21 protein-coding genes are annotated in these 22,085 nt (G+C 71.7%); 6 read left to right on the top strand and 15 right to left on the bottom strand.

The genetic code is table 11. The annotated features are described in order from the left end of the window. Positions 1 to 37 precede the first annotated feature (37 nt). On the bottom strand, positions 38 to 1,549 hold the full coding sequence (locus ACY34K_RS31775; protein WP_462753340.1) for a helix-turn-helix domain-containing protein: 1,512 nt from the start codon (positions 1,547 to 1,549) through the stop codon (positions 38 to 40). A 315-nt stretch (positions 1,550 to 1,864) separates the two neighbouring features. Here ACY34K_RS31775 and ACY34K_RS31770 point away from each other — a divergent pair, with 315 nt between their 5' ends. The 3 genes from ACY34K_RS31770 to ACY34K_RS31760 all read left to right on the top strand — a co-directional run bounded on the left by ACY34K_RS31770 (position 1,865) and on the right by ACY34K_RS31760 (position 4,610). Next, the gene (locus ACY34K_RS31770; protein ID WP_462753338.1) at positions 1,865 to 2,605 is read left to right on the top strand and encodes a DUF4232 domain-containing protein; all 741 of its coding nucleotides are present in this window, start codon (positions 1,865 to 1,867) and stop codon (positions 2,603 to 2,605) included. A 151-nt stretch (positions 2,606 to 2,756) separates the two neighbouring features. Continuing rightward, on the top strand, positions 2,757 to 3,662 hold the full coding sequence (locus tag ACY34K_RS31765) for an NAD(P)-dependent oxidoreductase (RefSeq protein WP_462753336.1): 906 nt from the start codon (positions 2,757 to 2,759) through the stop codon (positions 3,660 to 3,662). 135 nt (positions 3,663 to 3,797) lie between these two features. Beyond that, a complete protein-coding gene (locus ACY34K_RS31760; RefSeq protein WP_462753334.1) occupies positions 3,798 to 4,610 on the top strand; it encodes a hypothetical protein in 813 nt (270 codons plus the stop codon). Here ACY34K_RS31760 and hemB read toward each other — a convergent pair. The 6 genes from hemB to ACY34K_RS31730 form a co-directional block, all read right to left on the bottom strand. Beyond that, entirely contained in the window at positions 4,565 to 5,566 is a 1,002-nt protein-coding gene (gene hemB, locus ACY34K_RS31755) for a porphobilinogen synthase (protein WP_462753332.1), read from the bottom strand. The genes ACY34K_RS31760 and hemB overlap by 46 nt on opposite strands. A gap of 126 nt (positions 5,567 to 5,692) precedes the next feature. After that, complete coding sequence (locus ACY34K_RS31750; protein WP_462753330.1) at positions 5,693 to 7,357, bottom strand: bifunctional uroporphyrinogen-III C-methyltransferase/uroporphyrinogen-III synthase; 1,665 nt, start codon at positions 7,355 to 7,357, stop codon at positions 5,693 to 5,695. Beyond that, positions 7,354 to 8,313, bottom strand: a complete 960-nt coding sequence (gene hemC / locus ACY34K_RS31745; protein WP_462753328.1) for a hydroxymethylbilane synthase — start codon at positions 8,311 to 8,313, stop codon at positions 7,354 to 7,356. Before hemC ends, ACY34K_RS31750 begins: the two co-directional genes overlap by 4 nt. Next, positions 8,310 to 9,665 (bottom strand): glutamyl-tRNA reductase, encoded by a 1,356-nt coding sequence (locus ACY34K_RS31740; protein ID WP_462753326.1) that lies wholly within the window; start codon positions 9,663 to 9,665, stop codon positions 8,310 to 8,312. The genes hemC and ACY34K_RS31740 overlap by 4 nt, the downstream gene beginning before the upstream one ends. Beyond that, positions 9,662 to 10,435, bottom strand: coding sequence for a redox-sensing transcriptional repressor Rex (locus ACY34K_RS31735; RefSeq protein ID WP_462753324.1), 774 nt, complete (start codon positions 10,433 to 10,435; stop codon positions 9,662 to 9,664). The genes ACY34K_RS31740 and ACY34K_RS31735 overlap by 4 nt, the downstream gene beginning before the upstream one ends. A gap of 274 nt (positions 10,436 to 10,709) precedes the next feature. Beyond that, on the bottom strand, positions 10,710 to 10,976 hold the full coding sequence (locus ACY34K_RS31730) for a glutaredoxin family protein (RefSeq protein ID WP_462753322.1): 267 nt from the start codon (positions 10,974 to 10,976) through the stop codon (positions 10,710 to 10,712). A gap of 113 nt (positions 10,977 to 11,089) precedes the next feature. Here ACY34K_RS31730 and ACY34K_RS31725 point away from each other — a divergent pair, with 113 nt between their 5' ends. From ACY34K_RS31725 to ACY34K_RS31715, 3 genes are all read left to right on the top strand, one after another. Further along, the gene (locus ACY34K_RS31725) at positions 11,090 to 12,025 is read left to right on the top strand and encodes an HAD family hydrolase (RefSeq protein WP_462753320.1); all 936 of its coding nucleotides are present in this window, start codon (positions 11,090 to 11,092) and stop codon (positions 12,023 to 12,025) included. A gap of 847 nt (positions 12,026 to 12,872) precedes the next feature. Next, positions 12,873 to 13,652 carry an ECF subfamily RNA polymerase sigma factor, BldN family gene (locus tag ACY34K_RS31720; RefSeq protein WP_462753318.1) on the top strand — a complete coding sequence of 260 codons (780 nt, stop codon included), beginning with the start codon at positions 12,873 to 12,875 and terminating at the stop codon, positions 13,650 to 13,652. 226 nt (positions 13,653 to 13,878) lie between these two features. After that, on the top strand, positions 13,879 to 15,051 hold the full coding sequence (locus ACY34K_RS31715; RefSeq protein ID WP_462753316.1) for a DUF5667 domain-containing protein: 1,173 nt from the start codon (positions 13,879 to 13,881) through the stop codon (positions 15,049 to 15,051). A gap of 57 nt (positions 15,052 to 15,108) precedes the next feature. Here the strand turns inward: ACY34K_RS31715 and ACY34K_RS31710 are convergent, their stop codons facing one another. The 8 genes from ACY34K_RS31710 to ACY34K_RS31675 all read right to left on the bottom strand — a co-directional run bounded on the left by ACY34K_RS31710 (position 15,109) and on the right by ACY34K_RS31675 (position 22,076). Next, positions 15,109 to 16,185 carry a lysophospholipid acyltransferase family protein gene (locus tag ACY34K_RS31710; RefSeq protein ID WP_462753314.1) on the bottom strand — a complete coding sequence of 359 codons (1,077 nt, stop codon included), beginning with the start codon at positions 16,183 to 16,185 and terminating at the stop codon, positions 15,109 to 15,111. Positions 16,186 to 16,246: 61 nt separating this feature from the next. Next, positions 16,247 to 17,317 (bottom strand): NAD-dependent epimerase/dehydratase family protein, encoded by a 1,071-nt coding sequence (locus ACY34K_RS31705; RefSeq protein ID WP_462753312.1) that lies wholly within the window; start codon positions 17,315 to 17,317, stop codon positions 16,247 to 16,249. A gap of 184 nt (positions 17,318 to 17,501) precedes the next feature. Beyond that, positions 17,502 to 17,600 carry a 30S ribosomal protein bS22 gene (locus ACY34K_RS31700; protein ID WP_003948845.1) on the bottom strand — a complete coding sequence of 33 codons (99 nt, stop codon included), beginning with the start codon at positions 17,598 to 17,600 and terminating at the stop codon, positions 17,502 to 17,504. Positions 17,601 to 17,762: 162 nt separating this feature from the next. Beyond that, complete coding sequence (locus ACY34K_RS31695) at positions 17,763 to 17,972, bottom strand: helix-turn-helix domain-containing protein (RefSeq protein ID WP_462753310.1); 210 nt, start codon at positions 17,970 to 17,972, stop codon at positions 17,763 to 17,765. Positions 17,973 to 18,100: 128 nt separating this feature from the next. Beyond that, positions 18,101 to 18,916 (bottom strand): phosphatase, encoded by an 816-nt coding sequence (locus tag ACY34K_RS31690; protein ID WP_462753308.1) that lies wholly within the window; start codon positions 18,914 to 18,916, stop codon positions 18,101 to 18,103. 152 nt (positions 18,917 to 19,068) lie between these two features. After that, complete coding sequence (locus ACY34K_RS31685; RefSeq protein ID WP_462753306.1) at positions 19,069 to 20,247, bottom strand: acetoin utilization protein AcuC; 1,179 nt, start codon at positions 20,245 to 20,247, stop codon at positions 19,069 to 19,071. Continuing rightward, positions 20,216 to 21,388, bottom strand: a complete 1,173-nt coding sequence (locus ACY34K_RS31680; RefSeq protein WP_462753304.1) for an MFS transporter — start codon at positions 21,386 to 21,388, stop codon at positions 20,216 to 20,218. Before ACY34K_RS31680 ends, ACY34K_RS31685 begins: the two co-directional genes overlap by 32 nt. Before the next feature lie 43 nt (positions 21,389 to 21,431). After that, positions 21,432 to 22,076 carry an HAD family hydrolase gene (locus ACY34K_RS31675; protein ID WP_462753368.1) on the bottom strand — a complete coding sequence of 215 codons (645 nt, stop codon included), beginning with the start codon at positions 22,074 to 22,076 and terminating at the stop codon, positions 21,432 to 21,434. Positions 22,077 to 22,085: the final 9 nt, after the last annotated feature.

Genomic DNA, 22,085 nt, shown 5'->3' with positions numbered 1-22,085 from the left:
TTGTCCGTTCCCGGAACGGACGGCACCCCCGCCGTCGTCACAGCGGGAGCCAGGCTTTCTTCTCGTGCCAGTAGTCGTAGACGGGCCGGCCCTTGAGGGCGCTGGTGCGGAACGGTCTGCCGCCGTCGTCGACCCGTAGGCTCCCGCGCCGGTCCCCGCTGCTCCACTCGACCTCCAGGTACCAGTCGACGGCGTGCGCGTCGGTGCGGACGTCGAAGTTCAGGACCTGGGCGTCGCCGGACGCCACCTGGTAGGGGAAACCTTTCGCCGGCACCACCTTGCCGCCGTCCTCGCCGTCCACCGGGCGCACGACGGGCCGCGGCACATCGAGGTCGACGGCGAACGTCTGCGGGGTGACCCCGCCTCCGCATCCGCCGCCCATCGAGTACGCCTGCCAGGCGAGCGGCTGCGTCCGGGACACGACACGGACGTGCACCGCGCTGAGGACCACCGGGTCCTGGGTCTTGCCGATGGCGGTCAGCTGGAGCCGCAAGGCACCCGCGTCGACCCCGCCGAGGCCACGCGCCCAGGTCCGGTGGTCCTGAGGCGGGGGCGGCGACGGCACCGCCGTGGGCTTCCGGTCGACCAGGAAGTACTGGTCGCAGGGGAAGTCCCAGTTGTAGGAACTGACCCCGACGCTCAGCGGCACCCCCGTCGAGGCCGGCGGTCCGCCGGGCCCGGGCGACGCCTCCCCCGCCTCCCCCGTCTCTCCGGCGGGCGTCCGGGCGGGGCTCGGCCCCGCGGCCGACGCGCTCGGGGAGGGGCCCGCGGACTTCGGCGGAACGGGCGGGAGGGTCGCCGCCCGGGACGCCGGACGTCCGGCCGGTCCGCCGGACGTGTTCACCGGGTCCTCGGCGACGGGCCCGGAGCGGGCGGCGTCACTCGCGGCGAGGACGGCCGGAACGCCTATCGCGGTCACGACGGCGGCGGCGAGGCCGATGAGGAGCGCCTTGCGCCGGGCCGGGCGCACACGCGGGACGACGACCGCCGGGGGCGGGGCGCCGCCCGCGCCGTCGGGCGCCCCGACCGGCTCGGCGGCGCACCTGGACGCCGCGGCGCCGGCGGACCCCGCACGGTCGTGCGCGGCTCCTGAAGCGTCCTCCGCGGGCTGCCGGGCCTCGCCCGTGGCGCTTCCGGCGGCGGCGCTCCCGGAGCCCGCGGCCCCGCCCCGGGAGCCTGCGGAGGCCCGGGCCTCGCCCCGGGAGTCCCCGGAGTCTTCGGGGCCCCCGGCCCCGCCGGCCTTCGCGGCGCCCGCAGGGGGTGCGGGGTGCTCGCCTCCCGCACCCGCCCGTCCGCGTCGGCGCGCCTCGTCCGCGAGGATCCACTGCCGGTGCACCTTCACCAGTTCCTCGCCCGTGGCCCCGCACAGCCGTGCGAGCCGCTCGACGGGCGCGAACTCGGTCGGCACGGCGTCCCCGTTGCAGTAGCGGTGCAGGGTCGACGTGCTCACGTGCAGTCTGCCCGCGAGCACTCCGTAGCTGTGTCCCGAGCGCTTCTTCAGTTCCCTGAGCAGGGCCCCGAATTCCTCGGCCTCCGGCGTCACCGCCACCCGTCGCCCCCTCTTCCCGTTGGCCGTCCGTCCCGGAACGCCGTTCCAGGGAAAGACTTTTCGCCCAGGTGAGAGTACTCGCGGTCATTCCAGCTTCCCCAATGCGACGCGCTCCGTTGCGGCGGAAAACCGGCGCCCCGGAGGCTGTGACCACACCTCACCAACCCTGGGGATGCAGCCATGCGAGCCCGACCGCGCGGCATGTTCACCGATGCCGCGGCACTCGCCGTCCTGATCGCGTCGATCGCGGTCGTCACGGCACTGCTCCGAAGTCTCTGACCCACGAACGACCACGAACGGGGAGCCCGAAACACCATGCGCAACAACCGGATCCGCACCACCACGATCGCCGCCACCGCCCTTCTCGCCGCCCTGTCCCTGACCGCCTGCCAGAACGGCGCGGAACCGTCGCCGGCCGGCGGCTCCCCCGCCGCCGGGAACAAGCCGGCCGGGGGAACGCCCGGCACCGCCCCGGCACCCGCGACGGGCGGGCAGACGGGCGGCGGCGCCGGCGGCAAGGAGACCGGAAACAACTCCGGCGCCGCCTCCGCCGGATCAGCGTCCGGCGGATCCGCTTCCAGCGGCAAGGGAACGGCCGGCGGGTCCTCCGCCTCCGGGGACAACGCCCCCACCAGCACACCCTGCGGCACCAGCGTGAAGGTGACCTACGCGGCCGTGAACCGCCCCCTCAACCACGCGGTGCTCACGCTGACCAACACTGGCTCCCGGGCCTGCAACGCCTACCACGCGCCGCTGCTCCGCTTCGACGACGACCAGTCGGCCACCGCCGTCATCGACGCGAGCAAGCCGCAGGCCGTGGTGACGCTCTCCCCCGGCGAGTCCGCCTACGCCTCGATCATGCTCTCCGCCGCGGACGGCAGCGGCACGGACGGGCGTACCACCGAGCGGCTGGCGGTGTACTTCGCCCCGCGTGACGGAAAGGGCTCGACCGACGCCGCCCCGGCCAGGATCACGCTCCCCGCCGGCACCCACACCGACTCCTCCACCTCGGTCACCCACTGGCAGAGCTCCATGGAGGCCGCGCTCACCTGGTGACACGGCCCCCGGCGGCGCGTGCGGGTCACGCGCCGCCCCCCGTACGCACCATCCGGTAAGTACCTGACCAAAAAGTCGGTACTTGTGGGCGGTTGGGTGCGGGACGAGGATCGAGGCATCCCACCGAGGTCCTTGTCGAAGGAGCCCCTTCATGGCCACGCCCCTGCCCGCGTCCGGTTCCGCACCCAGTCCCGCGTCCGCCCCCGTCGCCGTTCTCGGCCTCGGCATGATGGGCACCGCCCTCGCCTCGGCCCTGCTGGGGGCCGGCCACCCGGTCACCGTCTGGAACCGCTCCGCCGCCAAGACCGGTCCCCTCGTCGCCCGGGGAGCGCTCCCGGCGACGACGCCCGCCGACGCGATCGCGGCGAGCCCTCTCGTCGTCCTCTGCCTGCTCACCAACGACAACGTCCACGAGGTCTTCGACACCCTCGGCGCCGGCGTCTCCGGCAAGACGCTGGTCAACCTGACCAACGGCACACCCGCCCAAGCCCGCGAGCTGGCCGCGTGGGCCGCCGGGCACGGCGCGCGGTACATCGACGGCGGCATCATGGCCGTCCCCCAGATGATCGCGGGCCCGCACGCCTACGTCTTCTACAGCGGCGACGAGGAGGCCTTCCGGATCCACCGGCCGGCCCTGGCCGCGTTCGGCGGCACCACATGGACCGGGACGGACGCCGGTCTCGCCGCGCTGTACGACCTCGGACTGCTGACCGGCATGTACGGCATGGTCATCGGGGTCATGCAGGCCTACGCCCTGGTCCGCACCGAAGGCATCTCCGCCAAGGAGTTCTCGGAGCCGCTCGTCGCCTGGATCCGGGCCATGCTCACCGGCGCGCCCGAATGGGCCGAGGCGGTGGACACCGGCGAGCATCTCACCGACGTCTCCAGCATCGCCGTCAACCAGTCGGCCTTTCCCAACTTCCTCGCCGCCTACCGCGACCAGGGCGTCAGCGGCGAGCTGTTCGAACCCTTCCAGGCCATCCTCGACCGTGCCATGGCCGAGGGCCACGCCGCCGACGGCCTCTCCAGCCTCGTGGAGCTGCTGCGGACGAAGTGAGCGGTTCAGGCCGCCTGTGACCTTCTGGCCACCTGTGACCCGCCTGCGACCATGCGCCCCCGTTTGCGCCCGCCACCCGGGGCGCGGGGCGGGCCAGGATGCCTGCGGACCTGGACCCGGCCGCAGGAGGAACCGATGCCGACACAGGGCAAGACCCGCTTCGAGGACATCTACGACCGTCCCGACCCGCGCGCCTACTTCACCCGCCTGGCCCCTCTGGCGTACGAGATACCCCAGCACGCCCAGGCCGTCTTCCGCCGCACCGTCGCCGAACGGGCGGACCCGTCCCTCACCGTCCTCGACGTGTGCTGCTCGTACGGCGTCAACGCCGCACTCCTCAACCACGACCTGACCCTGGCCGATCTGTACGCCCACTACACGAGCCCGGCGGCCGCCCGTATGACCACCGCCGAACTCATCGAGCGCGACAAGGAGTTCTACGCGGCGAGGCGCTGGCCGGACGCCGTCCGTGTCATCGGCCTCGACATCGCCCGGGGCGCCCTGGACTACGCCATGGCCGTCGGTCTGCTCGACGCCGGGTACGCGGAGAACCTCGAACAGCACGCGCCGAGCCCCGCACTGTGCGGTGCCATGGCCGACGTCGGGCTGCTCACCCTGACCGGCGGCGGCAGCTATGTCGGCCGCCGCACGTTCGCCGCGCTGCTGGAGTGCGCGCGGCGGCCGGTGTGGGTGAGCGCCTTCGTGCTGCGGACGGTCTCCTACGCGCCCGTCATGTCCTGTCTGGCCATCTTCGGCCTGACCACCCGGACCGATCCGCAGCGTAGTTATCCGCAGCGTGATTTCACCGGCGCCGCGGAACGGCGCGCGGCCGTCGCCGCCGTACGGCGCGAGGGCCTCGACCCCACGGGCCGGGAGTCCGCGGGCCGTTACCACGCGGTCCTCTACGAGTCGCGCCCCAGCCGCCGGGCGACCTCGGTGGCCCAATAGGTGAGGATCATCTGCGCGCCGGCCCGGCGGATACCGGTGAGGGTCTCCAGGATCGCCTTGTCGCGGTCGATCCAGCCCTTCTCGGCGGCGGCCTCGATCATCGCGTACTCGCCGCTGATCTGGTACGCGGCCACCGGCACGTCCACCGACTCGGCGACCTTCGCCAGAACGTCCAGGTACGGCCCGGCGGGCTTGACCATCACCATGTCGGCGCCCTCCTCCAGGTCGAGCGCCAGCTCCCGCATGGACTCCCGCACATTGGCCGGGTCCTGCTGGTACGTCTTGCGGTCGCCGCGCAGGGAGGAGCCGACGGCCTCGCGGAAGGGGCCGTAGAAGGCGGACGAGTACTTCGCCGTGTAGGCGAGGATCGCCACGTCCTCCTTGTTGATGGTGTCCAGCGCGTCGCGGACAACGCCGACCTGGCCGTCCATCATGCCGCTCGGGCCCACCACGTGGACGCCGGCGTCGGCCTGCACCTGGGCCATCTCCGCGTACCGCTCCAGCGTCGCGTCGTTGTCGACGCGCCCCTCGGCATCGAGCACACCGCAGTGCCCGTGGTCCGTGTACTCGTCCAGGCACAGGTCCGACATGATCACCAGGTCGTCGCCGACCTCGGCCCTCACGTCCCGGACGGCGACCTGCAGGATGCCGTCCGGATCGGTCCCCGCGCTGCCGGCCGCGTCCTTCTTCGACTCCTCGGGCACGCCGAAGAGCATGATCCCGGAGACCCCGGCCTCCACCGCCTCCACGGCCGCCTTCCGCAGCGTGTCGCGGGTGTGCTGCACGACGCCCGGCATCGCCGCGATCGGCACCGGCTCGGAGACCCCCTCCCGGACGAACGCGGGCAGGATCAGATCCGCCGGGTGCAGGCGCGTCTCCGCGACCATCCGCCGCATCGTGGGGTTCGTACGCAGCCGCCGCGGCCGCGCACCGGGAAAGGATCCGTACGAAGTCATACGCCCACGCTACGCCCGCCCCGCCCCTGCTCTTGCCGACAGCCCGTCGCCCACGGCCCGCGACGCGGTACGGCCGGGCGTGCCCCCGAAAGGGCCCACCCGGCCGTACCGTACCGATCCGCGACGCTACGTCGTACGCCTGCGCCGCGCGCCCGGACGCCGCTCGCTCGGCCGCGTCACCGGGTCGCCGGCCTCGATCGCCGCGTCCCGGCGCCGCGCGCCGAACTCGGCCAGGGCCTCGGCCAGCTTGTGCACGGACGGCTCCGGCGACAGCACGTCCACCCGCAGCCCGTGCTCCTCCGCGGTCTTCGCGGTGGCCGGACCGATACAGGCGATGACCGTCACGTTGTGCGGCTTGCCGGCGATGCCCACCAGGTTCCGCACCGTCGACGACGACGTGAACAGCACGGCGTCGAACCCGCCGCCCTTGATCGCCTCGCGGGTCTCGGCCGGCGGCGGCGAGGCGCGCACCGTCCGGTACGCCGTCACGTCGTCGACCTCCCAGCCGAGCTCGATCAGACCGGCGACGAGCGTCTCGGTCGCGATGTCGGCACGCGGCAGGAACACCCGGTCGATCGGGTCGAAGACCGGGTCGTACGGCGGCCAGTCCTCCAGCAGTCCGGCGGCCGACTGCTCGCCGCTCGGCACGAGGTCGGGCTTCACACCGAACTCGACCAGCGCGGCCGCGGTCTGCTCGCCCACCGCGGCGACCTTGATGCCGGCGAAGGCACGGGCGTCCAGCCCGTACTCCTCGAACTTCTCACGCACCGCCTTCACCGCGTTGACCGACGTGAAGGCGATCCACTCGTACCGGCCCGTCACCAGGCCCTTGACCGCCCGCTCCATCTGCTGCGGGGTGCGCGGCGGCTCGACCGCGATGGTCGGGACCTCGCTCGGCACGGCACCGTAGGACCGAAGCTGGTCGGAGAGCGACGCCGCCTGCTCCTTCGTACGCGGAACGAGGACCTTCCAGCCGAACAGCGGCTTGGACTCGAACCACGCGAGCTGGTCGCGCTGGGCGGCGGCGCTTCGCTCACCGACCACGGCTATGACGGGCTGGTGGCCGTCCGGCGACGGCAGCACCTTCGCCTGCTTCAGCACCTGCGCGATGGAGCCGAGCGTCGCGGTCCAGGTCCGCTGCCGGGTGGTCGTACCGGCGACGGTCACGGTCAGCGGGGTGTCGGGCTTACGGCCCGCCGACACCAGTTCGCCCGCGGCGGCGGCCACGGAGTCGAGGGAGGTCGACACCACCACCGTCCCGTCGCTCGCCCCGACCTCGGTCCAGCAGCGCTCGCTCGCGGTGCGGGCGTCGACGAAGCGGACGTCCGCCCCCTCGGCGTCGCGCAGCGGCACACCGGCGTACGCGGGCACGCCCACCGCCGCCGCGACACCCGGCACGACTTCGAAGGGAACCCCCTCGGCGGCGCAGGCGAGCATCTCGGCGCCCGCGTTGCCGTCGAGGCCCGGGTCGCCGCTCACCGCACGGACGACCCGCTTGCCGCCGCGCGCGGCCTCCATGACAAGATTGGTCGCGTCCCTCAACACGGGGACCCCGGCGGTCATTGACGCATCGTCAACAACCGCCAGCTCAGGCGTGCTCACGCCCGCCCGCGCATGGCCGCGTACGACGTCGAGCACATCCGGCTCGGCGATCAGTACGTCCGCCCCTTGGAGCGCCTCGACGGCGCGCAGTGTCAGCAGCCCCGGATCACCGGGTCCGGCGCCGAGGAAGGTGACGTGCCCGCACGCGGAAAACGCCGAGGAAGCCTTGGATGCAGTGGTGGGGCTCAAAGTGCTCGCTCCCCCATAAGACCGGCCGCACCCTTGGCGAGCATCTCGGACGCGAGTTCGCGACCGAGCGCGACGGCGTCGCCGTGCGACGTGGGTACGGGACCGGTGGTGGACAACTGCACCAGCGTGGAGCCGTCGGTCGTGCCGACGACGCCGCGCAGGCGCATCTCATGAACAACCTGCCCATCGGCCAGGAGGTCGGCAAGCGCACCCACAGGTGCGGAGCAGCCGGCCTCCAGGGCGGCGAGCAGGGACCGCTCGGCGGTCACGGCGGCCCGGGTGTGCGGGTCGTCGAGCTCGGCGAGCGTGGCGGCGAGGCCGGCGTCGGACGCCGTGCACTCGATCGCCAGGGCTCCCTGACCGGGAGCCGGCAGTACGTGGTCGACCGACAGGAAGTCGGTGACCTCGTCGATGCGCCCGATGCGGTTCAGCCCGGCGGCGGCGAGAACCACCGCGTCGAGCTCACCGCTGCGCACGTAGCCGATGCGGGTGTCGACGTTCCCGCGGATCGCCACGGTCTCCACACTCAGGCCGTGGCAGCGCGCATACGCGTTGAGCTGCGCCATTCGCCGGGGCGAGCCGGTGCCCACGCGCGCGCCGGACGGCAGCCGGTCCAAGGTGAGCCCGTCCCGGGCCACCAGCACGTCGCGCGGGTCCTCGCGGCGCGGGATCGCGGCGACCACCAGGTCGTCGGGCTGGGCGGTCGGCAGGTCCTTCAGCGAGTGCACGGCGAAGTCGACCTCGCCGGCGAGCAGCGCGTCGCGCAGCGCCGTCACGAAGACGCCCGTGCCGCCGATCTGCGCGAGGTGCTCACGGGAGGTGTCCCCGTACGTGGTGATCTCCACCAGCTCCACGGGGCGCCCGGTCAGCTGCCGGACCGCCTCCGCGACGTGCCCGGACTGGGCCATGGCGAGCTTGCTGCGCCTGGTCCCCAGCCTCAATGCCCTCTCGGTCATACTCGCCCTCGGTTCTTGACGTCGGCGTCATTCATGTCGGCCCGGCTGACGGAGGCGACCGTCTCCGGGTCGAGGTCGAAGAGTGTGCGCAGCGCGTCCGCGTACCCGGCACCGCCGGGTTCGCTGGCCAGCTGCTTGACCCGCACGGTGGGCGCGTGCAGGAGCTTGTCGACGACACGGCGCACGGTCTGGGTGATCTCGGCGCGCTGCTTGTCGTCCAGGCCGGGCAGACGCCCCTCCAGCCGGGCCATCTCCCCGGCGACGACGTCGGCGGCCATGGTGCGCAGGGCGACGACGGTCGGGGTGATGTGCGCGGCACGCTGAGCGGCGCCGAAGGCGGCCACCTCGTCGGCGACGATCGAGCGGACCCGGTCGACGTCGGCGGCCATGGGCGCGTCGGCGGATGCCTCGGCCAGCGATTCGATGTCGACGAGCCGGACGTTCACCATGCGGTGGGCGACGGCGTCGATGTCCCGGGGCATGGCCAGGTCGAGCAGCGCGAGCGGCGTCTTCCGGTCGGCCGTCGCGGACTCGATCACCTCGCCGGTCAGGACGAGCCCGGTGGCGCCGGTGCAGGAGACGACCACGTCGGCACGTGTCAGTTCGTCACGCACGGAGGCCATCTCGGCGGCGCGGGCGGACACGCCCGTCCCTCCGGGCTCGGTGAGGATCTGCACGAGCCGTTCGGCGCGGTCCATGGTCCGGTTGGCGACGACGATCTCGTCGACACCGGCCCGGGCGAGGGTCGCGGCGGCCAGCGAGGACATCGACCCGGCACCGATGACCAGGGCCCGCCTGCCCTTGGCCCAGGTGTCCACGGGTGTCCGGCCGGCCAGCTGCTCGAGCCCGAAGGTGACGAGGGACTGCCCCGCCCGGTCGATGCCGGTCTCGCTGTGGGCGCGCTTGCCGACCCGCAGCGCCTGCTGGAACAGGTCGTTCAGCAGCCGGCCCGCGGTGTGCAGCTCCTGGCCGCGCGCGAGGGCGTCCTTGATCTGGCCGAGGATCTGGCCCTCGCCGACGACCATGGAGTCGAGCCCGCAGGCCACCGAGAACAGGTGGTGGACGGCGCGGTCCTCGTAGTGCACGTAGAGATAGGGAGTGAGCTCCTCCAGGCCGACGCCGCTGTGCTGGGCGAGCAGCGTGGACAGCTCGGCGACTCCCGCGTGGAACTTGTCCACGTCGGCGTAGAGCTCGATGCGGTTGCAGGTGGCCAGGACGGCGGCCTCGGCGGCCGGTTCGGCCGCGAGGGCGTCCTGGAGCAGCTTGGTCTGCGTGTCGGGGGCGAGCGAGGCCCGCTCCAGCACGCTGACGGGGGCGCTGCGGTGACTGAGGCCGACGACGAGGAGGCTCATGCCGGCATCACGGCGGGGACGTCCCCGTCCGGTCCCTTCCGGTCGCCCTCGGAGGCGCCGCCACCGCGCACGGCGGCGGGCGGCACGGCGGCCTCGGAGCCCGGCTCCTCACCGGCCTTGCGCTGCTCGTGGAAGGCGAGGATCTGCAGCTCGATGGAGAGGTCGACCTTGCGCACGTCCACGCCGTCCGGCACGGACAGCACGGTCGGCGCGAAGTTCAGGATGGAGGTGACGCCGGCCGCGACGAGCCGGTCGCAGACCTGCTGGGCGGCGCCGGCCGGGGTGGCGATGACGCCGATCGAGACGCCGTTCTCCTCGATGATCTTCTCGAGGTCGTCGATGAACTGGACGGGCATGCCCGCGACGGGCTTGCCGACCATGCCGGGGTCGGCGTCGATCAGCGCGGCGACACGGAAGCCGCGGGAGGCGAAGCCGCCGTAATTGGCGAGGGCCGCGCCGAGGTTACCGATACCGACCATGACGATCGGCCAGTCCTGGGTGAGACCGAGCTCCCGGGAGATCTGGTAGACGAGGTACTCGACGTCGTAACCGACGCCACGGGTCCCGTACGAGCCGAGGTACGAGAAGTCCTTGCGCAGCTTCGCGGAATTGACGCCCGCCGCCGCCGCGAGCTCCTCGGAGGAGACCGTCGGCACGGAGCGCTCCGACAGTGCGGTGAGCGCCCGCAGGTACAGCGGAAGCCGGGCGACGGTGGCCTCGGGGATTCCTCGGCTACGGGTCGCCGGTCGGTGAGTTCGGCCAGTTGCCACGGTGCTCCTGCGGGATGAGCGGGGCTGCAGGCGGCCATGTGTACCGAGGCCGCCCCGTCGGAAGCAGGCTATGTCTTTGTGAACGCGTGCACAAAGATGGTGTCCGTTTTGTCCGAGCAAAGTGACCGGGCTCACGCGACGGGATCGCGCCGTCGGGGAACCAAGGGGAACCTCAGTCCGTTGGGGAGCCGAAGGGGGCAAAGCCGTACACACTCCTCGCTGCCATGCCCCCGAAAGCCAACAAAACGCACACGATGGTAACCGCCTTTCCCGGTCACGCCCCCAGTTCGCGCCTCAGCCGCCCGGCGTCCACCTTCCAGAACGTGTGCTGCTCCCCGTCCACCAGCACGACCGGGATCTGCTCCCAGTACGCCCGGTGGAGCTGCTCGTCCTGGAGGATGTCCTTCTCCTCCCAGACCGCGCCCGTCTCGGCACACACCTCCTCGATGACCGCCCTCGCCTCGTCACAGAGGTGACAACCGGGCTTGCCGATGAGCGTGACCGTCCGCGGACCGGCCGTCTTCTTCGCACGTCCGAACATGCCCCCATTGTCCGCCCCGGGCGCGGCCCGCTTAACAGAGCGGACGGAGAGAGTTCACGCCACGGCCCGCCCGTGCGTCGGGAACGACCGAACAAAGTGGCTATGCTCACGTCATGGCCGCACTGGGATGGCTCACTCCGAACAGGCGTTCCGCCACCGCACGCAGCGTGCTGGCGGGCGAGGCGTCGGCCGAGGCGGCGCGCAAGACCTCACAGCAGCTCCAGCAGCTGGAAGAGGCCGCACCAGCCGCCCGGGAACCGCAGTTCCCCGTCCCCGGGGACGAACACGCCGCCGCCTTCTTCGACCTCGACAACACCGTGATGCAGGGCGCCGCGATCTTCCACTTCGGACGCGGCCTGTACAAACGGAAGTTCTTCCAGCGCCGCGAACTGGCCCGGTTCGCCTGGCAGCAGGCCTGGTTCCGGCTGGCCGGTGTCGAGGACCCCGAGCACATGCAGGACGCCCGCGACAGCGCGCTGTCCATCGTCAAGGGCCACCGCGTCTCCGAGCTGATGACCATCGGCGAGGAGATCTACGACGAATACATGGCCGACCGCATCTGGCCCGGCACCCGCGCCCTGGCCCAGGCCCACCTGGACGCCGGCCAGAAGGTCTGGCTGGTGACGGCCGCGCCCGTGGAGACGGCCACGATCATCGCCCGCCGCCTCGGCCTGACCGGCGCGCTCGGCACGGTCGCCGAGTCCGTCGACGGCGTGTACACCGGCAAGCTGGTAGGCGAGCCCCTGCACGGGCCCGCCAAGGCCGAGGCGGTCCGCGCCCTGGCCGCCGCGGAGGGCCTGGACCTCTCCCGCTGCGCGGCGTACAGCGACTCGCACAACGACATCCCCATGCTCTCGCTGGTGGGCCACCCGTACGCGATCAACCCCGACACCAAGCTGCGCAAACACGCCCGCGAACGCGAATGGCGCCTGCGCGACTACCGCACGGGCCGCAAGGCCGCGAAGGTCGGCATCCCGGCGGCGGCCGGCGTCGGCGCGATCGCGGGCGGCACCGCGGCAGCGGTGGCCCTCCACCGCCGCCGCCGCTGACCCTCCCCGCGCGGGGGCGCACCGCCCTGCCGAAGGGCGGCCCGACCCCACGCGAGTGCGGGTGCACCGCCTGCCGGCGGTCGGGGCCGCCTCTTCCAGGCGCGGGTCCGGCGCCTGCCCGTATACGGCCCGACCCCACGCGAGTGCGGGTGCGCTGCCTGCCGGCGGTCGGGGCCGCCTCTTCGGGGTGCGGCTTCGTCGCCTGCCGGTGGGTGGTGGGGTGTGGCCCCTCCGGGCTCGACTCCTCGGGGCCGGCGGCCCGAGGCACCTTGCAGGGAGCCGTTTCCACGCCGCCAACCCCTGCGGGGACGACCCTGCACGGCCCCACCCCTGCGCCGTGTGACGAGTGCACCTTGTTGTGGGCAGTCGTTCCGCGGGGCGGTGGGGTCTCCCCTGCTCGAGCGGAGCCGAGAGCTTGGCGGAGGGTGGGCACAACCCGGACCACGGCCCGCAGACGAACAGGGGTCCGGGGCGAAGCCCCGGTGGTGGGCCCGCACCTCGGGGGTGCGGTGACCCGGGGATCCGGGGCGGAGCCCCGGAGGAAGTCATTCCCGCGGTCTTACCCGCGTCCACGCCCCGCCAGTCACACGAACCTCTACTCGACCACAACTCATCGCGCAGTTATGCAGATCCCGAAGTAATCCGATCAATAATCGGTCACCAAGTGTGACTAGATACGTCGCGTAGAGGTAACAGAAGCGACTGAATCGATGATTTGAGCAACTCGGTGTAGCGCTCCCTGCACGAAGCGTTATTCTCCTCAGACGCATACGGAACCCATGCACGTCGCTACGACGAGTGAACGTTCCGCACTGCACGTGATGGAAGCTCTGCCTCTGGGAGTCCCGTGTACCCACACGTCGGGGTTGACGCCTCGGGCCTGGCTACGCTGCGCGCAACGGTCATTGACCATTTGCGCGGCTTCGTCCCCACCGCGTACGCCGTCCCCGCCTTCGCCGTACCGGCACCCGCCGGTCCTTGCTATGCCCTCGCCGACGGCAGTGCCGCGGTCGGCAGACGGGGTGGCCGGGGCGGTTCGGGCACCTCGACCACCGCCCGCCGCCCCACCGCGGACAGCGACAGCGCCCGCATGATGGATCTGGTCGAGCGGGCCCAGGCCGGGGAGGCCGACGCCTTCGGCCGGCTGTACGACCAGTACAGCGACACCGTGTACCGCTACATCTACTACCGCGTGGGCGGCAAGGCCACGGCCGAGGACCTCACCAGCGAGACGTTCCTGCGGGCCCTGCGCCGCATCTCGACCTTCACCTGGCAGGGGCGCGACTTCGGCGCCTGGCTGGTCACGATCGCGCGCAACCTGGTCGCCGACCACTTCAAGTCGAGCCGTTTCCGGCTGGAAGTGACCACCGGCGAAATGCTCGACGCCAACGAGGTCGAGCGGAGCCCGGAGGACTCCGTACTGGAGTCCCTCTCCAACGCCGCTCTCCTCGAGGCGGTCCGCAAGCTCAACCCGCAGCAGCAGGAGTGTGTGACGCTGCGCTTCCTGCAGGGCCTGTCCGTCGCCGAGACCGCGCGCGTGATGGGCAAGAACGAAGGTGCGATCAAGACCCTCCAGTACCGGGCGGTCCGCACCCTGGCACGGCTGCTCCCCGAAGATGCCCGCTGACCGTCCGTGGCTCCCAACTCACCATCGGTGACGCCTCGATGACGCGCTGGTCCGATCATCTTTCGTGCGTAACCCAAGTGCCGCGACGCTCGTTGTGCGGGATGCAGGCTCCCTGTGGTCACGCCATGACCGCAGCCACTCACTCGATGGGGTGGATGTGCTCAAGGCGTGCAACCTTCCGGACCCCCCGGGGAGTCGACCGTCATGACGAGAGGAGGTGCCGCCAGTGATCGCGAACGTTTCGGCGCACCGGCGGGCGAACGCCTTCGCCCAGGCCCTGGAAGATCAGGCGGCCGAGCAGCCCGCGGCCTCGGGCGAACCGAGCGAGCAGGGTCCCCTGTTGGCCCTGGCGAACGGTCTCGGCGAGCTGCCGAAGCCGGAGTTGGACCCCGAGGTGAAGGTGGTGCAACGAGCCCAGCTCGTCGCCGCCATGGAGGCGATGTTCGCCGAGGGCGCCGCATCCGTGGGCCCTACCGTGCCGGGGCAGCGGACGTCGACCGGGCACGGCAGCCACCGGGCCTCCGCCCTGCGGAGATTGCGCCCCCGCTCCCGCTGGGCGAAGGGGCTCGCCGCGGGCGGACTCACCGTAGGTGTGGCAGCGGGCGCGTTCAGCGGAGTGGCCGCTGCGAGTTCCGACGCCCTCCCCGGTGACACGCTGTACGGCCTGAAGCGCGGCATCGAGGACGTCAAGCTCGGTATGGCCGACGACGACGCCGACCGCGGCGGCATCTATCTGGACCAGGCCTCCACGCGCCTCAGCGAGGCCCGCCGCCTGGTGGAGAAGGACAAGCTCGGTGCGCTCGACCACGAGTCGCTGAACGCCATCAGGCGCGCGCTCAACGGCATGCAGCACGACGCCTCCGAGGGCCACCGGCTGCTGCGCCTCGCGTACGAGCGGGACGGCGCCATCGCCCCCATGGACAGGCTCAACTCCTTCGCGAGCAGCCACCGCGACGCCTGGAACGGCCTGCGCGACCGGCTGCCGGCCCAGCTCACCGATGTACGTGACCAGGTGAGCTCGGTCTTCGCCGCCATAGACGAAGAGGTCGGCCCGCTCCAGTCGAAGCTTCCGCAGCCCCCTGAGAAGGGCGGCCACGGCTCCGGACCCTCGGGCAGCACCCGGGAGTCCACCGGCTCGGGCCCGGCCCACCAGTCCCCGTCCGCCCCGGAGTCACGCCCGTCCGGCAGCTCCGGAAAGCCCGGCCCTTCCGGCTCAGGCCCGGCGACGGACGACGGCCTCCTCGGCGGCAACACGGGTGGCCTGCTGGAGCCCGGACCGTCCACATCTCCGCCGGTGTCGAGCCAGGAGAGTCCGGCGCCCGCGCCCGACGTCACGATCCCGCCGCTGTTCCCCGGCATCCTCCCGGGCCTGAGCATCGACGGAGAAGACGCGAGGTAGTACGGCGTGGGGCGCCCCGCCTGCGGCGGGCGCCCCACCGTCGGCTTCGTCGGCCTGTCAGAAGAAGACCGACCGCCGCTGAACGAGCAGCTTGTACAGCGTGTGCTGGATCTGCTCCCGCACCTGGTCCGTCAGATTGAACATCAGCATCGGATCGTCCGCGGCCTCCGGCGTGTAGCCGTCCGTCGGAATCGGCTCGCCGAACTGGATGGTCCACTTCGTCGGCAGGGGCACCGCTCCCAGCGGCCCGAGCCAGGGAAATGTCGGCGTGATCGGGAAGTACGGAAATCCGAGCAGCCGCGCCAGTGTCTTCGCGTTGCCGACCATGGGGTAGATCTCCTCGGCCCCGACGATCGAGCACGGCACGATCGGCACGCCGGCGCGCAGCGCCGTGGAGACGAAGCCGCCCCGCCCGAACCGCTGCAGCTTGTAGCGCTCGCTGAAGGGCTTCCCGATGCCCTTGAAGCCCTCCGGCATCACTCCGACGACCTCACCGCGCCGCAGCAGCCGCTCCGCGTCCTCCGCGCAGGCCAGGGTGTGCCCGGCCTTCCGGGCCAGTTCGTTGACGACCGGCAGCATGAAGACCAGGTCCGCGGCGAGCAGCCGCAGATGACGCCCGGCCGGATGGTTGTCGTGAACGGCGACCTGCATCATCAGCCCGTCGAGCGGCAGCGTCCCCGAGTGGTTCGCCACCACCAGGGCGCCGCCCTTGGACGGGATGTTCTCGATGCCCTTCACCTCGACGCGGAAGTACTTCTCGTAGAGCGGCCGGAGGAGCGACATCAGGACCTGATCGGTCAGTTCCTTGTCATAGCCGAACTCGTCGACCTCGTACTCGCCCGTGACGCGCCGCCGGAGGAACGCCAGACCGCCGGCGATCCGCCTCTCCCACGCGTTCTCCTCGGCCACGGCACCGCCCGGCCCGGACCCATGACCGGCCGCACCCTCACCCGTGTGCGCGTCCACCGGCACTTCCGCGTGCTGCCCGGGCAAGGGGCTGACCGCGGCGTCGGCGGCGCCCCCGGCCTCATCCTTCCACCGGGAACCGCGCCCCCCGGACCGTCGACGCCCCGTGCGCTGCGCACCCGCGCGCGACCGGTCGTCGTCGAACGGAATGACCTTGGCGTCCGCCATCGTTGCTCGGGCTCCTTATCCGGTTGTCCGGCGCTCGTCGCTGCTGTGGCCGCTCTCCGGCCTATCGGGCACTGTCCGGCGCGGTGAGTCTCTTCCTGCCGCCGCTCACCGGCCGCGACGCGGCGAGCCGGTCGACCGCTCCCGCCAGAGCCTCCGGCGGCAGCAGCCCGGGCCCGCGGCTCCGCGCGAAGTCCGCGAAGGTCTCCGCGGTCGTATAGACCGGCTCGTACCCGAGTGTCTCGCGCATCTCCGTGGTGCTCACCACCCGGCCGTGCGTCAGCAGCCGGATCTGCTCCGGCGAGAAGTCGCTCACACCGACCGTGCGCAGCGCCGTGCCGACCCACGTGACCGCCGGCAGCAGGACGGGCACGGTCGGCCGTCCCAGCCGGCGCGAACACTGCGACAGCGTGAGCACACCGTCGCCGGCGATGTTGAACGTCCCGCTGTTCAGCGTGGCGCGCCGAGGCTCGTGCGAGGCGATCCGCAGCACCTCGACGACGTCCTCCTCGTGGACGAACTGCAGCCGGGGGTCGTAGCCGAAGACGGTCGGCAGGACGGGCAGCGAGAAGTACTCGGCGAGCGGGGAGTCGGCGCCGGGCCCCAGGATGTTGGCGAAGCGCAGTACGCACACCGCCACATCGGGCCGCCGGCGGGCGAAGCCGCGGACGTAACCCTCGACCTCGACGGCGTCCTTCGCGAAGCCGCCGCTGGGCAGCGACTTCGGCGGGGTCGTCTCGGTGAAGACGGCGGGGTCGCGGGGTGCCGAGCCGTAGACGCTCGTACTGGACTTCACGACCAGCCGCCGGATCGTCGGCGACTTCTGGCAGGCCCCCAACAGCTGCATCGTGCCGATGACGTTGGTCTCCTTGACCGCGGTCCGGCCACCGGCGCCCAAAGGTGTGCCGGTGACGTCCATGTGGACGACCGTGTCGACGCCGTACTCGGCGAGCACCCGTCCGATGGCGGGCTGCCGGATGTCCACGCGGACGAACTCGGCGCTGCCGAGGTGATGGGTGGGTGGTACGGCGTCCACGCCGATCACCCGGTCCACCTCGGGATCCCGCTGGATGCGCCGTACGAAACGGCCGCCGAGCTGCCGGGCCACCCCGGTGACGAGCACGACCTTCCCCAAGATCAGCGCCTTCCGTTCGGTCCTCGGTCGTCGGTCCCCGCTGTACGCGCCACCGTAGCGGTTCGACGGTGCGCTGTGATGACCGCGCCACCCGTACTACTCCGAGTACGTCCCCCGGACAACACCGTGGCCCTCCCACCGGAACTGGTGGGAGGGCCACGAATGCCTCACGTACAGCCGTCGCTTACTTCTTGTTGCGACGCTGAACGCGGGTGCGCTTGAGCAGCTTGCGGTGCTTCTTCTTGGCCATCCGCTTACGCCGCTTCTTGATAACAGAGCCCACGACTACCCTCGCTCACTTCTCGGAACACCCCCGCACAAGCGGGGATCTCGGTGCGGGGCGTCTGGGCCCACACGACCTACGTCGGCCTAGCCTACCGGCCCGAGCGCCGAGCTTGTAATCCGAGGGGCACGCGGGACTCCCGAAGCTTCCGCGCGACTCCCGCTACGCGGTCTCCACCCCCACGAAAGACTCCCGCAGGTACTCGTGAACCGCTTGCTCCGGAACCCGGAAGGACCTGCCCACCCGGATGGCCGGCAGATGACCGCTGTGCACCAAGCGGTACACGGTCATCTTCGACACTCGCATCACCGAGGCGACTTCCGCCACGGTCAGGAACACGACCTCGTTAAGAGGCCTCTGGTCTGCAGCCATGACCCACCTGTACCTTCCGCCCACAACGCCCACCGGCTTCCCCTCCGGTGACTCTTCGTCGCGGTGCGCTCACTCACCAGACTAGGGGCGGGTGATACGAGTGGGGAAGAGGAGCAGCCATCGGCCGCCTACTGTGACAGACACGCTCGATTGAGTACATAGCGAGTAAGCGGTCGGTAGTAATGGGACCGCACAGCGTCATCGAGCGGCACAGTCACGGCCACGCGCCCCTCCGCCTCACCGACGAACAGGGCGGGGTCGTCGGTGTCGGCCAGCCCCATGGCCTCAATGCCCAGCTGACCTGCCCCGCAGACCCATCCGTGGTCTCCGACGACCAGCTCGGGCAGCGGCCATCCGCCGTCCGCGACGGCCTCCAGAGCGACCCTGACCGGCAGGGGAGAGTGGGTGTGTGCGCCGGGCTCACAACCGGCGCCTTCGGTCCCCGGCTCTCGCACCAGCGCGACTCCCCGTACGTAATCGAGGCGGTACGTGCGTACGCCGAACCGGGTCGTTATGTCGACACATCGCCCCTGCGCCGGTGTGAGGACAGTGCATCCTGCCGCCGACATCGCGTCTGCCAACCCTGCGTAGAACCCCAGCAGCCGATGCGGATGACCGGTTCCGAACAGCACCGGCGCCCGCCGTCCGGCCACCTCCCCGAGCCGCTCCGCGAACGCGTCGAGAGCTCTCAGCGTGCGCTCGGGGTCGATGACATCGGGCCCCGACCGGTGCGCCGGATCGTCGGAGACCCCGCACTTGTCCGCCATCAACCGCAGCAGATCCCCCTCGCCCCACCCCCACTGCGGATCCAGCCCGATGAGAACCCGCGGATCACGCGCCACGAAGAGGCGGTAGCTCCGCAGGCTCTCCTCCCGCGACGTGGCCACGGGCCCGGCCAGCCTGGCCGCCAACAGATGCGCGCGCAGCGCCCCGGTACTCAGCACGGAGCCGATGGTCCCTCAGACCCCGAGCACCAGCGCCAAAACCAGACACACTTCGCACAGTTGGCTCAACCAGGCCACGCCACCGGACCCGGCCGACCGCGGCGCACGCGCGGCTCCCGCCGCACCGGGACCCGCCGCACCAGGGGGGCCGACTACGGCAGCAGCCCGCGCAGCGGGAACGCCGCCCGCCGTGCCGCCAGCACCGCCTGGTCGAGCCGGTCCGCCGGGTCGTACCCCTCGTCCCAGCCCCGCCACGTCACCGGCCACCGCCCGTCCGTCATCCGTCCGGGCGCCGGCTGCCGCGTCCGCGCGTACACCTCGTCCCGCCACGACGACGGGATCACCGACTCCGGCTCCACCGGCGCGTCCGCCGCGATCCCGACGAGATGCGTCCACGAGCGCGGTACGACGTCCACGACCGCGTACCCGCCACCGCCGAGCGCCACCCACTTGCCCCCGTCGACATACTCGTGCGCGAGGCCGTGACACGCCATCTGCACCGCCCGCTGGGCGTCCAGGGACACCGCCAGATGCGCCAGCGGGTCCTCGAAGTGCGTGTCCGCGCCGTGCTGCGTCACGAGCACCTGGGGCCGGAAGTCCGCGAGCAGTTCGGGCACGACCGCGTGGAAGGCGCGCAGCCACCCCGCGTCGCCCGTCCCGGCCGGCAGCGCCACATTGACCGCACCGCCCTCACCCGCACCGGGCGCCCCGGTCTCCTCGGGCCAGCCCGTGCCCGGGAACAGGGTCCGCGGATGCTCGTGCAGCGAGATCGTCAGCACCCGCGGGTCGTCCCAGAACGTCGCCTGCACCCCGTCACCGTGGTGCACGTCCACGTCCACGTACGCGACCCGCTCCGCCCCGAGCTCCAGCAGCCGCGCGATCGCGAGCGACGCGTCGTTGTAGATGCAGAAGCCCGCCGCCGAACCCGGCATCGCGTGGTGCAGCCCGCCGGCGAAGTTCACCGCGTGCGCGGCCTCTCCCCGCCACACGGCCTCCGCGGCGCCCACGGACTGCCCGGCGATCAGCGCCGACGCCTCGTGCATCCCGGCGAACGCCGGGTCGTCCAGTGTCCCCAGACCGTACGCCTGGTCCGCCTTCTGCGGGTCCGCCGACGCCGCCCGCACCGCCGCCACGTAGTCCTCGCGGTGCACCAGCCGCAGGGTCGAGTCCCCGGCCGACTTCGCCGCCACGACGTCCACCGCCCGGTCCAGCCCGTAGGCGCGCACCAACCCCATCGTCAGCGCGAGCCGGACGGGATCCATCGGGTGGCTCGCCCCGAAGTCGTATCCCGTAACTGCGTCATCCCACATCAACAGTGCGCGGCCGCTCATGATTGCCACCGTATCGGTCCCGTTCTACGCCGAACGACTTGGCGTACCACAACGTCACCAGCACCAACACCATGGGCACGAGCATCGCCCCGCGATAGCTCCACATGTCCCCCAGCGCCCCGACCAACGGCGACCCGACGAGGAAACCCACATAGTTGAAGACGTTCAGCCGTGCCACGTCCGCGTCGCTCCCCGCCGCGGCGAACGTCTGCGGGACCAGCACACTCAGTCCCAGTCCCAGCACCGTGAACCCGGCCAGCCCCGCCCACGGCCCCGGCGCCCCGGCCACCGCCGCGAACCCGGCCGCCGCGAGCACCGCCCCCGCCCGTACGACCGCCACGCCCCCGAACCGCCGCACCCCGAGGTCCCCGACGGCCCGCCCCAACAGGGTGGTGAGCATGTAGGCGTTGTACGGAACGGTCGCCAGCTCCTCCGAACCCCCGAGCACATCCTGCAGATACTTGGCACTCCAGTTCGACACCGTCGAGTCCCCGATGTACGCGAAGGTCATCACCAGGCAGAGCGGCAGCAGCACCGCGAACGACGCCCCCGCCCGCTCCCTCTCAGGCGTCCCGGCCCGCTGCCCGTCGAGGTACCACCGGCTGCCCACGAGCGCCGCCGGTAGCAGCACCAGGACCACCGGCAGGTACGACGCGGCCAACGACAGGTTCCAGTGGGCCCCGGCCCAGGCGAGCGAGGCACCGGCGATCCCGCCCAGGCTGTACGCCGCGTGGAATCCGAGCATGATGCTTCGCCCGTACGCCGCCTGCAGGCTGACGCCGAGCATGTTCATGGACGCGTCGAGCGCCCCGACCGCCAGCCCGAACACACCGAGCGCGGCGGCCACCTCTCCCAGGCCGTCCCCCAGCCCGACGCCGAGCAGGGCCAGCAGGACGAGGGGCTGGGACCACCTCAGCACCGCGCCGGGCGCCAGGCGCGCCACCAGCTTCCCGGTGGCGACGCTCCCCACCCCTGCCAGGAGGGGTACGGCCGCGAGGAAGGCGGGCAGCAGCCCGTCGGAGATTCCGTACCGGTCCTGAATGGCCGGGATACGCGTCACCAGCAGGGCGAAGGCCACCCCCTGCACGAAGAAACAGACCGTCAGCGATCCCCGCCCACGCCGCAACCGCGCATCCGTCATGGCGGCACAGCGTAGGCTTCCGGCCTACCCCTGGGTAGGCCGATCACACGAGCAATCCCGGCAGCTGTCCCATGTCGTCGAAGTAGCCCTTGGCACCGGTGAGTTTCGCCGCCGGGGTCATGGCGGTGAACCCGTACACGTCCATGCCGGCCGATCGTGCCGCCTGGACGCCGAGGGGGCTGTCCTCGACGACGACACACCGCTCCGGCGTGACGCCCATCCGCTCGGCGGCGTACAGGAAGAGGTCCGGGGCCGGCTTGCCCCGCCCCACGTCCTGGGAGCTGAAGACGCTTCCCGCACCGAACCACCGGTCGAGCCCGGTCTTCCGGTGTCCCACCCGGATCCGCTCATGGCTGCCGGACGAAGCCACGCAGTACGGCACGCCGTCCGCCGCCAGCTTCTCCAGTACGTCGGTCACGCCGGCGACGGTCACCAACTCCCGCTCGAACGCGGCGAAGACCCGCGCGTGAAACGCCTCGTCGAAGTCTTCGGGCAGCCGCTGCCCGGTCCGCTCCAGGATCATGTCGTGCACGCGGTGCATGGCCGCGCCCATGTAGTCCCTCAGGGAATCCTCGTACGACGTGGGGTGGCCGAGCTCGGTCAGATATCCGGCCAGAATGGTGTTGGAGATCGGCTCGCTGTCGACAAGCACACCGTCATTGTCAAAGATGACCAGTTCATAGCGCATACCCAACCC

This window comes from Streptomyces sp. STAM6 (assembly GCF_054963715.1).
The sequence above is the reverse complement of the archived record's forward strand: the minus strand, read 5'-3'. Positions and strand labels throughout refer to the sequence as shown.

Excerpts from the sequence above, each read along its gene's own strand:
- ACY34K_RS31770 (WP_462753338.1), top strand. The coding sequence starts at position 1,865 with ATGCGCAACAACCGGATCCGCACCACCACGATCGCCGCCACCGCCCTT.
- ACY34K_RS31765 (WP_462753336.1), top strand. The coding sequence starts at position 2,757 with ATGGCCACGCCCCTGCCCGCGTCCGGTTCCGCACCCAGTCCCGCGTCC.
- ACY34K_RS31760 (WP_462753334.1), top strand. The coding sequence starts at position 3,798 with ATGCCGACACAGGGCAAGACCCGCTTCGAGGACATCTACGACCGTCCC.
- hemB (WP_462753332.1), bottom strand. The coding sequence starts at position 5,566 with ATGACTTCGTACGGATCCTTTCCCGGTGCGCGGCCGCGGCGGCTGCGT.
- hemC (WP_462753328.1), bottom strand. The coding sequence starts at position 8,313 with ATGACCGAGAGGGCATTGAGGCTGGGGACCAGGCGCAGCAAGCTCGCC.
- ACY34K_RS31740 (WP_462753326.1), bottom strand. The coding sequence starts at position 9,665 with ATGAGCCTCCTCGTCGTCGGCCTCAGTCACCGCAGCGCCCCCGTCAGC.
- ACY34K_RS31730 (WP_462753322.1), bottom strand. The coding sequence starts at position 10,976 with ATGTTCGGACGTGCGAAGAAGACGGCCGGTCCGCGGACGGTCACGCTC.
- ACY34K_RS31725 (WP_462753320.1), top strand. The coding sequence starts at position 11,090 with ATGGCCGCACTGGGATGGCTCACTCCGAACAGGCGTTCCGCCACCGCA.
- ACY34K_RS31710 (WP_462753314.1), bottom strand. The coding sequence starts at position 16,185 with ATGGCGGACGCCAAGGTCATTCCGTTCGACGACGACCGGTCGCGCGCG.
- ACY34K_RS31695 (WP_462753310.1), bottom strand. The coding sequence starts at position 17,972 with ATGGCTGCAGACCAGAGGCCTCTTAACGAGGTCGTGTTCCTGACCGTG.
- ACY34K_RS31685 (WP_462753306.1), bottom strand. The coding sequence starts at position 20,247 with ATGAGCGGCCGCGCACTGTTGATGTGGGATGACGCAGTTACGGGATAC.
- ACY34K_RS31680 (WP_462753304.1), bottom strand. The coding sequence starts at position 21,388 with ATGACGGATGCGCGGTTGCGGCGTGGGCGGGGATCGCTGACGGTCTGT.
- ACY34K_RS31675 (WP_462753368.1), bottom strand. The coding sequence starts at position 22,076 with ATGCGCTATGAACTGGTCATCTTTGACAATGACGGTGTGCTTGTCGAC.